The sequence below is a fragment of the Candidatus Thioglobus sp. genome (assembly GCF_028599055.1).
In the GTDB taxonomy this organism is placed as follows: Bacteria; Pseudomonadota; Gammaproteobacteria; order PS1; family Pseudothioglobaceae; genus Thioglobus_A.
On the sequence record NZ_JAQRMS010000037.1, the window covers coordinates 1 to 11,334 of the forward strand.

Annotated in this window: 8 protein-coding genes, 1 tRNA gene and 1 pseudogene; all 10 read left to right on the forward strand. The window is 39.7% G+C overall.

Annotated elements, in window-relative coordinates; all coding sequences use genetic code 11:
- A pseudogene (locus PSN35_RS03835) lies at positions 1-119 on the forward strand (elongation factor Tu); the annotation flags it as partial.
- 73 nt (positions 120-192) lie between these two features.
- Positions 193-268 (forward strand) — tRNA-Trp (locus PSN35_RS03840).
- Positions 269-283: 15 nt separating this feature from the next.
- Entirely contained in the window at positions 284-655 is a 372-nt protein-coding gene (gene secE, locus PSN35_RS03845) for a preprotein translocase subunit SecE (RefSeq protein ID WP_300029702.1), read from the forward strand.
- Positions 656-666: 11 nt separating this feature from the next.
- Positions 667-1,200 carry a transcription termination/antitermination protein NusG gene (gene nusG / locus PSN35_RS03850; protein ID WP_300029706.1) on the forward strand — a complete coding sequence of 178 codons (534 nt, stop codon included), beginning with the start codon at positions 667-669 and terminating at the stop codon, positions 1,198-1,200.
- A gap of 84 nt (positions 1,201-1,284) precedes the next feature.
- Complete coding sequence (rplK, locus tag PSN35_RS03855; RefSeq protein ID WP_300029709.1) at positions 1,285-1,713, forward strand: 50S ribosomal protein L11; 429 nt, start codon at positions 1,285-1,287, stop codon at positions 1,711-1,713.
- Between the two features lie 4 nt (positions 1,714-1,717).
- Positions 1,718-2,413, forward strand: a complete 696-nt coding sequence (gene rplA / locus PSN35_RS03860) for a 50S ribosomal protein L1 (RefSeq protein WP_300029712.1) — start codon at positions 1,718-1,720, stop codon at positions 2,411-2,413.
- Between the two features lie 198 nt (positions 2,414-2,611).
- Positions 2,612-3,130, forward strand: coding sequence for a 50S ribosomal protein L10 (rplJ, locus tag PSN35_RS03865; protein ID WP_300029715.1), 519 nt, complete (start codon positions 2,612-2,614; stop codon positions 3,128-3,130).
- Positions 3,131-3,162: 32 nt separating this feature from the next.
- Positions 3,163-3,540, forward strand: coding sequence for a 50S ribosomal protein L7/L12 (gene rplL / locus PSN35_RS03870; RefSeq protein WP_300029717.1), 378 nt, complete (start codon positions 3,163-3,165; stop codon positions 3,538-3,540).
- Positions 3,541-3,705: 165 nt separating this feature from the next.
- The gene (gene rpoB, locus PSN35_RS03875) at positions 3,706-7,788 is read left to right on the forward strand and encodes a DNA-directed RNA polymerase subunit beta (protein ID WP_300029720.1); all 4,083 of its coding nucleotides are present in this window, start codon (positions 3,706-3,708) and stop codon (positions 7,786-7,788) included.
- A 13-nt stretch (positions 7,789-7,801) separates the two neighbouring features.
- Positions 7,802-11,334: DNA-directed RNA polymerase subunit beta' (gene rpoC / locus PSN35_RS03880; RefSeq protein WP_300029723.1), on the forward strand; the 3,533-nt coding region annotated here is incomplete at its 3' end.

An 11,334-nucleotide genomic window follows, 5' to 3' on the forward strand; every position in this document is an offset into this window, starting at 1 on the left:
ACGTGAAGATGCAAGTAGAGTTGCTTTCACCAATTGCTATGGAAGACGGTTTAAGATTCGCAATTAGAGAAGGTGGTCGTACAGTAGGTGCGGGCGTTGTTGCTAAAGTTACGGATTAATTCTTAAGCGTAAAGCGAAAGAAAAAACCCAATAAAATTGGCTCGGGCATTTGTCCGAGCCTTTAAAGTTTATAGGCGAGTGGCTCAATTGGTAGAGTGGCGGTTTCCAAAACCGTTGGTTGGGGGTTCGAGTCCCTCCTCGCCTGCCACATTAAAGGTGTATTTTGAGTAAAACTGTAGAAAAACAAACTAAAGAATCATCACTAGGAATGTACTTATCAATCCTAATTGTGATCGCTTCTTTGGTCGTGTTTTATTTAGATCCATTAGGCTTGATCACAACCTTATACAAAGTATTAGTTTTGTTAGTGGGTTTGGTTGTTGCCGGATTGGTTTTTTTCAAAACACCACAAGGTAACCGTTTAGCAATTTTTGCTAAAGAAACCAAGATTGAATTGCGAAAGGTTGTATGGCCAACGCGTAATGAAACAGTGAAGACCACTGGCATGATTATGGTTGCGGTCATTATTGTTGCTATATTCTTGTGGATAGTTGATGCGTTCTTTTCGTGGATCGTTCAATTATTAACCAATTAAGAGAGTTTTAGATGTCTAAAAGATGGTACGTACTTCACGCCAGAAGTGGTTATGAAGCAAAGGTAAAAACAGCAATCGAAGATGCGATCGCTAGAGAGGGTCTTGAAGATTCTTTTGGTGAGGTAATGGTGCCAACTGAACAAGTGGTAGAACTTAAAGACGGTCAAAAGAAAACAGCCGAGCGTAAGTTCTTCCCGGGTTACATGTTGGTTAACATGGAGCTAACAGAGCCAAGTTGGTTATTGGTTAAAAATACCAATAATGTCATTGACTTTATTGGTGGCTCTTCTGGCAAGCCTTCACCAATTACTGCTCGTGAAGTGGATCGTATCATGGCTCGCGTTCAAGAAGGCGCTGATAAGCCAAAACCTAAAGTTGCTTACCAGCCTGGTGAAGAAATTTTGGTTATTGATGGGCCATTTAATGAATTTAACGGCACTATTCAAGCGGTTAATTATGACAAGAGTATCTTAACAGTTGAAGTATTGATCTTTGGTCGTACAACAACGGTTGAATTGGAATTCTCGCAAGTAGAAAAAACATAACGATAGCGACCTAATGTCGCTTTTTAAACGGGGAGCCTAATCGGCGCTTGTACCCACACGAGGTAACCCCTCAAGGAAGATAGAATGGCTAAGAAAATTGAATCATACATTAAGCTTCAAGTGCCTGCACAAGAAGCTAATCCGTCACCACCAGTTGGTCCTGCATTAGGTCAGCATGGTGTTAACATCATGGAATTTTGTAAGGCGTTTAATGCTAAAACTCAAGAAATTGATAAAGGCATGAAGGTTCCGGTAATTATTACCGTTTATAGTGATCGTAGTTTTACATTTATTACTAAAACACCACCAGCGGCATTATTAATTCTCAAGGTAACTGGTATCGCTAAAGGTTCGGGTGTTCCACATACAGACAAAGTTGGAAAAATTACTCGTGCTCAGTTGGAAGAAGTTGCAACTATTAAGATGAAAGATCTTAATGCAAACGACATGGACGCTGCTGTCACTATTATTGCTGGTACTGCCCGTTCAATGGGCATTGAAGTGGAGGGTTGATCAAATGGCTAACTTAACTAAAAAACAAAAAGACATTGCTGCAAAAGTTGAAATCGGGAAGCGTTATGCAATCGAAGATGCATTGGCATTAATTAAAGAATGCGCAACCGCAAAGTTTGATGAATCCATTGATGTAAGTGTTAATCTTGGTGTGGATTCTAAGAAATCTGACCAGAACGTGCGTGGTGCGGTAGTACTACCAAATGGCACAGGTAAGACAGTACGTGTTGCTGTGTTTACTCAAGGTGACAACGTAGCAAAAGCACAAGAAGCTGGCGCTGATGTAGTTGGCATGGAAGATTTAATGAAGTCAATGCAAGACGGCGATCTTGATTATGATGTTGTTATCGCCTCTCCAGATGCTATGGGTGTTGTTGGTCGTTTAGGTCAAGTATTAGGTCCTCGTGGCTTAATGCCTAACCCTAAAGTGGGTACTGTAACACCAGATGTGGCAACTGCAGTTAATAATGCCAAAGCTGGACAAGTTCGTTACCGTACTGACAAGGCAGCTATCGTTCATGCTGGTATTGGTAAAGCATCATTTGATGTTAAAGCATTAGCAGAAAACATTGCAGCATTAATGGAAGCGCTTAAAAAAGCCAAGCCAAGTTCTGCAAAAGGTGTTTACTTTAAAAAATTAAGTGTTTCATCAACAATGGGCGCAGGTGTCGCTGTTGATTTAAGCACGCTTGATCTGTAATAAGTTCAAGATAATAAATTCTTTGGGTCGTAGGGTGTATGCCTTATGTTCCTCAAAGACCATGGGTGTGATTTCTCCTCCTGGAGTTTTCATCTAAATGATTGGTAACACAATCAGCCCATGTAGAGGGTGCGTAAGTGCTCTATGGCGAAAGTTATAAAATATAGCTTTCTTTTTTAAACTGTTCAGGAGAGGCAAATGGCTCTAAATCTTGAAGCAAAAAAAGTTGTTGTCGAACAAGTAAATTCACTAGCTGATAGTGCAATTTCTGTTGGCGTAGCTGAGTATCGCGGATTGACAGTTGAACAAATGACTATGCTTCGTGCAAGTGCATTGGATGCAAATGTTTCTTTACGTGTTGTAAAGAACTCATTGGCTAAATTAGCACTTAACGAAACAACATGTGAATGTGTGTTACCGATGCTAAGTGGCCCGGTAATTCTTGGATTTTCTCAACAAGATCCAGGCGCAGTTGCACGTGTCTTCAATGATTTCGTTAAAGAAAATGAAGATTTAGTCGTTAAAGGTTTGGGCGTTTCAGGCGAATTTGTAGATGCAGATCAGCTTAAGCGTATTGCAGACCTTCCAACTAAAGATCAAGCAATTAGTACAGTTATGGCATTAATGTTAGCACCAGTTGAGAAACTAGCTAGAACTTTAAACGAAGTTCCAACTAAAGTAACTCGCGTCGTGTCAGCAGTAGCGCAACAAAAATAATCAATAAATAATATAAAAAAGGAGTAAATATCATGGCATTATCAAATGAAGATATTTTAAATGCAATTGCAGACATGTCTGTAATGGACGTTGTTGAATTAGTTTCTGCAATGGAAGAGAAGTTCGGTGTAAGTGCAGCAGCAGTAGCAGCAGCACCTGCAGCAGGCGCTGGCGATGCTGGTGAAGCGGCAGCTGAGAAAGACGAGTTTGACGTTGTAATGACATCATTCGGTGAAAAGAAAGTTGCTGTTATTAAAGCAGTACGTGGTATCACTGGCTTAGGTCTTAAGGAAGCGAAGGACATGGTTGAATCTGCACCTGCAGCAATCAAAGAAGGCGCAACTAAAGCTGAAGCTGAAGATATTCAAAAGCAGCTTGAAGAGGCTGGTGCTAGCGTAGAACTTAAGTAATAAGTTTTCGTAAAAACCCAAAATCCCCACTAGGGGATTTTGGTGTTTATTGCATTTGCACACTTTATTGGGTGCATATTTCAACCTATTTTTAAAATAGGTTGGATTTAATTTAAGAAGCTAATAACTTCTTAACCAAATTAGAACGACTAATACGAGGTATTCATGGCTTATTCATTTACGGAAAAAAAGCGAATTAGAAACAACTTTGGCTCAAGATCATCAATTTTGACTGAACCAGATTTACTAGCTATTCAAATTGATTCTTTTAACGGCTTCATTCAAGCCGGCAGTAAAACCAAAGAAGATGTTGGTTTACATGCAGTGTTTCAATCTGTTTTTCCTATTACTGCAGTTAACGGCTATGCCGAAATTGAGTATGTTGATTATGAATTACAAGAGCCTAAGTTTAACGTAGAAGAGTGTAAGTTACGTGGTGTAACGTTTGCTTCTACATTGCGCGTTAAACTTAACCTGGTATTGTTCGATAAAAATGGCTCTACGCTTAAAAAGAAGCGTAAAGTTAAGCAAATTATTGAAGAGGATGTTTATTTAGGTCAGTTGCCATTAATGACTGATACAGGTACGTTTGTTATTAACGGTACTGAGCGTGTAGTGGTGTCTCAATTACACAGATCACCAGGTGTGATCTTTGAGCACGATAAGGGTAAAACTCACTCATCTGGCAAAATCTTATTCTCATCACGTGTAATTCCATACCGTGGCTCATGGTTAGATTTTGAATTTGACCATCATGAGCATTTATATGTTCGAATTGATCGTCGTCGTAAATTGCCAGTAACAACTTTGTTGCGCGCAATGGGCTTGTCTAGCAGTGAAATTTTAAACACTTTCTTTGAGTCATCATCCGTTAAGATGAAGGCTAAGTCTTGTGATTTAGGCATCAAACCTTCACGCTTACGTGGTACGATTGCTGAGTTTGATTTGTTAGCGGGTAAAGATATTGTGGTTGAAAAAGGCCGACGTATTACTGCTAAACACATTAAGCAGTTAGATGCAGCTGGCGTTAAAGCAATTTCTGCACCACTTGAATCATTGATTGATAAAGTTATCTCAAATGACATTATTGATAAAGAAACGGGTGAAATTTTAATTGCCACTAATACCGTGATCTCTGAAGATGTTTTAGAGATGCTGATATCTAACAAAATTAAAAAGCTTGATGTTTTATACATTAATGAATCTGAAACAGGCGCTTACATTTCAGATACTTTACGTTTAGACGAAACTGAAACTGAAATCGAAGCGCGCATGAGTATTTATCATGTAATGCGCCCAGGTGAGCCAGCTACTGAAGATGCGGTTAACCTATTATTTAACAACTTATTCTTTAAGAATGATCGTTACGACTTATCAAAAGTTGGTCGTATGAAGCTTAATCGTCGTCTAGGCATTGAGTCTGAAACGGGTGAGCATGTATTAACTAACGACGACATTTTAAATGTCATTAAGTTGTTGATTAACATTAAAGACGGTAACGATTCAGTTGATGATGTTGATACCCTTGCAAATCGTCGTGTTAGAGCGATCGGTGAAATGATTGAAAACCAATTCCGCATTGGTTTAGTGCGTGTTGAAAAGGCTGTTAAAGAGGGGCTTAACCTTGCTGAAACAGATGAGCTAACACCACAAGACTTAATCAACTCTAAGCCAGTATCAGCTTCGGTAAGAGAATTCTTTGGATCTTCACAACTGTCGCAGTTTATGGATCAAGTAAATCCATTATCAGGTGTAACACATAAGCGCCGTATCTCAGCATTAGGTCCTGGTGGCTTAACGCGTGAACGTGCTGGTTTTGAAGTGCGTGACGTACACCCGTCACACTATGGTCGTTTGTGTCCAATTGAAACACCTGAAGGTCCAAACATTGGCTTGATTAACACACTGGCTGTGTATGCAAAAACCAATGATTATGGCTTCTTAGAAACACCTTATCAAGTTGTTAAAAATGGCAAAGTGACTGATGAAATTATCTATGTTTCAGCAATTGATGAAATATCACACACCATTGCGCAAGCAAATGCAGGTGTTAATGAAAAAGGTCAATTGATTGATGACTTAATTTCTTGTCGTCATAAAAATGAATTTGTATTAGTTGATTCAAACGAAGTAACACTGATTGATATTGACTCTAAGCAAATTTCATCAGTAGCAGCATCATTAATTCCATTCCTTGAGCATGACGATGCGAACCGTGCATTGATGGGATCAAACATGCAACGTCAAGCGGTACCAACTTTACGCGCTGAAAAGCCTCTAGTAGGCACAGGTATTGAGCGTGTTGTGGCAACAGATTCTCGAGTTTGTGTTACTGCTAAGCACGCAGGTGTAGTTGAGGCAGTTGATGCATCACGTATTGTTATTCGTGTTGATTCTAAGCAAGCAAAAGCAGGTGAGTTAGGTGTTGATATTTACAACTTAACTAAGTACTCACGTTCTAACCAAAACACATGTATTAACCAAAAGCCATTAGTTAATGTTGGCGATAAGATTGCCCAAGATGACGTACTGGCTGATGGTCCTTCAACAGATCTAGGTGAGCTGGCATTGGGTCAAAACATGAAGATCGCCTTCATGCCGTGGAATGGTTACAACTTTGAAGATTCTATTTTAATTTCTGAAAAAGTGGTTAAAGACGATCGTTATACAACCATTCACATTGAAGAATTAACTGCGTATTCACGTGATACTAAACTAGGTCCTGAGGAAATTACAGCGGATATTCCAAATGTAAGCGAATCAGCATTAGCTAAGTTAGATGAAGTTGGTGTGGTCTATGTGGGTGCTCGTGTTAAGGGTGGTGATATTCTTGTTGGTAAAGTAACACCTAAGAGTGAAACAGTATTATCGCCAGAAGAAAAATTATTACGCGCCATTTTTGGTGAAAAAGCCAATAATGTGAAGGATTCATCATTACGCATTGGTGCTTCTAAGTCGGGTGTAGTTATTGATGTTCAAGTCTTTACTCGTGATCGTGTAGAAAAAGATTCTAGAGCGTTAAGCATTGATGCTGATCGACTAGAGAAAATTAAGAAAGATATCGATGACGAATTCGGCATTATTGACGGTGATATTTTCCGTCGTGTTCGCTTAAAGCTTTCTGGTAATGTAATTACTAAAGCGGTTGGCGATATTAAAGCGGGCGAAAAGCTAAATGCTAAGCTGATGAAAAAGCTTGAAAATAAAGAAATTGCTAAGATTAAGGTTGAAGATGCGGCTGTCAATAAGGAAGTGGCTGCATTGGTTAAACAAGCAAAAGCCAAGCAAGTTGAGTTTGATAAATTCTTCGAAGAAGAAAAAGCTAAGATTAACGAAGGTGCTGAATTACCACCAGGTGTGATGAAGATGGTTAAAGTTTACGTGGCAACGCGTAAGACCCTTCAAGTTGGTGATAAGATGGCGGGACGTCACGGTAACAAAGGTGTTATCTCACGTGTTTCTCCAGTAGAAGATATGCCTTACTTAGCTGACGGATCAACCGTTGATGTGGTGCTTAACCCACTGGGTGTACCATCTCGAATGAATGTTGGACAGGTGCTTGAGGTTCATTTAGGTTATGCTGCTAAAGGTTTGGGCTTTAAGATTGCAGCAATGCTTGATGAAAAGCGCACTGAAATGGTGACTGAAATTAGAGCATTCCTTGACAAGGTTTACAACTCTTACGGCAAACAAGAAGACTTAGCTAGTTTTAGTGATGAAGAAATCATCGAATTAGCTAGAAACCTAAGAGGCGGTGTGCCAATGGCAACACCAGTATTTGATGGTATTAAAGAAGCAGATATTAAGTCACTACTTAAATTAGCAGACTTGCCAGAATCTGGACAAGAGCAATTATATGATGGCCGTACGGGCGATGCGTTTGATCGTCCAGTTACAGTTGGTTATATGCACATGTTGAAACTTAATCACTTAGTTGACGATAAGATGCATGCACGTTCAACAGGTCCTTACTCATTAGTAACACAACAACCATTAAGTGGTAAAGCACAGTTTGGTGGTCAGCGTTTCGGTGAGATGGAAGTATGGGCATTAGAGGCCTACGGTGCAGCGCATACATTGCGCGAAATGTTAACGGTTAAATCAGACGATGTTGCTGGTCGTGCGAAGATGTACAAGAGTATTGTCGATGGTAAGAATCTAACAGAGTCAGTAATGCCAGAGTCATTTAACGTACTTATTAAAGAGATCAGATCATTAGGTATTGATGTCGAGTTGGAACAATACTAATTAGGAGAGTAAAGTGAAAGATTTATTAACGATATTAAAGCAAGAAAACAAAGAGCAAGATTTTGATGCCATTAGAGTTGGTCTAGCTTCTCCTGAGAAGATTCGTTCATGGTCATATGGTGAGGTTAAAAAACCTGAAACTATTAATTACCGTACTTTTAAGCCAGAGCGTGAAGGTTTATTTTGTGCAAAAGTATTTGGACCAATGAAAGATTTCGAGTGTTTGTGTGGTAAATACAAGCGCATGAAGTTCCGTAACGTTGTTTGTGAGAAGTGTGGCGTTGAAGTGACATTCTCTAAGGTTCGTCGTGAGCGTATGGGTCATATCGAATTAGCAGCACCGGTTGCACATATTTGGTACCTTAAATCATTACCGTCTCGTCTAGGTTTGTTAATGGACATGACGCTTAAGGATATTGAGCGTGTTTTATATTTTGAAGCATTTTTAGTAACTGATCCTGGCTCTACATCATTGGTACATAAGCAGCTATTAACAGAAGAAATGTATTTTGATGCATTAGATGAATTTGGTGACGACGAGTTTGAAGCGAAAATGGGTGCGGAAGCAATCCAAGATGTTTTAGCGGAAATGCAGCTTGAAAAAGAAGCAGCTAATTTGCGTGAAGATAGCTTAAACACCAAGTCTCAAACAAAACTTAAGAAATACAATAAGCGTCTTAAATTAATCGATTCTTTAATTCAATCAGGCAATAAGCCAGAATGGATGATTCTAAAAGTATTGCCAATTCTTCCGCCAGATCTGCGCCCATTAGTGCCGTTAGATGGTGGTCGTTTTGCGACATCTGATTTAAACGACCTTTATCGTCGCGTTATTAACCGTAACAACCGTTTAGCGCGTTTATTAGAGCTTGATGCGCCAGAGATTATTGTGCGTAACGAAAAGCGTATGTTGCAAGAAGCGGTAGACTCATTAATTGATAATGGTCGTCGTGGTCGTGCAGTCATGGGTAATAACCGTCGTCCGCTTAAGTCAATTTCAGACATGATTAAGGGTAAGCAAGGTCGTTTCCGTCAAAACTTACTGGGTAAGCGAGTTGACTATTCAGGACGTTCTGTTATTGTTTGTGGTCCATACCTTAAGTTACATCAGTGTGGCTTACCTAAGAAAATGGCATTAGAATTATTCAAGCCTTTTATTTATAATCGTCTTATATCTAAAGGTTTAGCTTCTACGATCAAGGCAGCTAAAAAAATGGTTGAAGCTGAGACTCCAGAAGTTTGGGATGTGCTAGAAAAAGTAGTGCATCAGCATCCAGTCATGCTAAACCGTGCGCCAACTTTGCACCGTTTAGGTATTCAAGCATTTGAGCCACTATTAATTGAAGGTAAGGCAATTCAATTACACCCATTAGTTTGTGGTGCATTTAACGCTGACTTTGATGGTGACCAGATGGCGGTACACGTACCATTATCTGAAGAGGCGCAACTTGAGGCAAGAACATTAATGTTGGCCTCAAACAACGTATTACACCTTGCGAGTGGTGAGCCGATTATTGTTCCTTCTCAGGACGTAATTTTGGGCTTGTATTACATGACTCGTGACATGATCAATCAAAAAGGTGAAGGCATGGTATTTACCTCTCCAGCTGAAGCGCTTAATGCGTATGAGGCTGGTCACACCACCTTGCATGCACAGATCAAGTTAAGAATTCAGGACTACGTTAAAAATGACGCAGGTAAATTTGAACCAAGCGCGAAACGTATCGTAGATACAACTGTTGGTCGTGCAATTTTCTCAAGAATATTGCCAAATGGTCTATCTTTTGATTTGATCAATCAAGCAATTTCTAAGAAAGTTGTTTCTCACTTAATTCATGTTTGTTACCGCACACAAGAGTTAAAAGAAACGGTTATGTTTGCTGATCAAATGATGTACATGGGTTTCCAGTATTCAACTAAATCAGGTATTTCATTCTGTTCTAATGACATGACCATTCCAGATACTAAAGCTGGCATGATTGAAGAAGCAGAGGCTCAAGTTAAAGATATTCAAGATCAGTTCTCTAAAGGTGTTGTAACCGATGGCGAGCGTTACAATAAAGTAATTGATATTTGGTCACGCACTTCTGAAACAGTTGCTAAAGCGATGATGGATGAAATTGGCTTTGATGAGTTTGAAACCAAGGATGGCAAGACAGAAAAACTAGCATCATTTAACTCTGTTTATATGATGGCTGATTCTGGTGCTCGTGGTTCTCCAGCACAAATGCGTCAGTTAGCAGGTATGCGTGGTCTAATGGCTAAGCCAGATGGCTCAATTATTGAAACCCCAATTACTTCAAACTTCCGTGAAGGTTTGAATAACATGCAATACTTTATTTCAACACACGGTGCTCGTAAAGGTCTTGCGGATACCGCACTTAAAACCGCTAACTCGGGTTACTTAACGCGTCGTTTAGTGGATGTTGGACAAGATTTAGTCATTACTGAAGATGATTGTGGCACTGAAAACGGCATGATTATGAAAGCAGTTATTGACGGTGGTAATATTGTTCAAACGCTAGGTGCTGCCGTATTAGGTCGTGTTGTTGCTGAAGATGTATTGATTCCAGATACTTACGATGTATTGATGCCAAAAGGTCACTTAGTATCACTAGATGATTCTGAAAAGGTGAATGAGTTGGGTGTTGAATCTATTAAGGTTCGTTCTGCGATTACTTGTGATACTCGCTACGGTGTGTGTGCAAGTTGTTATGGTAACGACATGGCTCGTGGCCATAAGATTGGTGTGGGTGAGGCAGTTGGTGTTATTGCTGCTCAATCAATTGGTGAGCCAGGAACACAGCTTACTATGCGTACCTTCCATATTGGTGGTGCAGCATCAGCCTCAACAGCAATAAGTAGTATTAATATTAATGTTGATGGTACGGCACACTTTGAAAATCTTAAGTCTATCGAAAATGATAACAATGATTTAGTCGTTGTTTCCCGTTCTGCTGAAGTGACTATTAGAAATACCAAAGGTCAAGATGTTGAGCGCTATAAGATTCCATACGGTGCAATTGTTCATGTACAGGAAGGTGGCGAAGTTAAAGCTAAAGAGAAAATTGCTGACTGGGATCCGCATACGCATCCAATCATTACTGAGCAATCAGGCCGTGTTAACTTTGTAGATTTTGAAGAAGGTATTACTGTTAATAGAAATACTGATCCTCTAACTGGCTTAACATTCTTTGAGATGATCGATGAAGCAGAAAGATCTGCGGCAGCGAAAGGTCTTAAGCCAATGATTAAGATGGTTGAAGAAAGTGATTCTGACGTTGTATTGTCAACGCATTACTTGCCATCAATGGTTAAGATTAACCTTGAAGATAACCAAGTAATTGCTGCGGGTGAAGTTTTGGCTAAAATTCCAAAAGATCAGTCTAAGACCAGTGATATTACAGGTGGTCTACCACGTGTTGCTGACTTGTTTGAGGCACGTAAAGCGAAAGATCATTCAATTCTTGCAGAAGAGTCTGGTGTTATTAGCTTTGGTAATCCAACCAAGAGTAAGGATCGTTTAATTATCACTTCGCCAGAAGG

What these genes read in the sequence shown, in the direction of transcription:
- nusG (WP_300029706.1), top strand. Translation starts at nt 667, where the DNA reads ATGTCTAAAAGATGGTACGTACTTCACGCCAGAAGTGGTTATGAAGCA.
- rplL (WP_300029717.1), top strand. Translation starts at nt 3,163, where the DNA reads ATGGCATTATCAAATGAAGATATTTTAAATGCAATTGCAGACATGTCT.
- rplK (WP_300029709.1), top strand. Translation starts at nt 1,285, where the DNA reads ATGGCTAAGAAAATTGAATCATACATTAAGCTTCAAGTGCCTGCACAA.
- rpoB (WP_300029720.1), top strand. Translation starts at nt 3,706, where the DNA reads ATGGCTTATTCATTTACGGAAAAAAAGCGAATTAGAAACAACTTTGGC.
- rplJ (WP_300029715.1), top strand. Translation starts at nt 2,612, where the DNA reads ATGGCTCTAAATCTTGAAGCAAAAAAAGTTGTTGTCGAACAAGTAAAT.
- rplA (WP_300029712.1), top strand. Translation starts at nt 1,718, where the DNA reads ATGGCTAACTTAACTAAAAAACAAAAAGACATTGCTGCAAAAGTTGAA.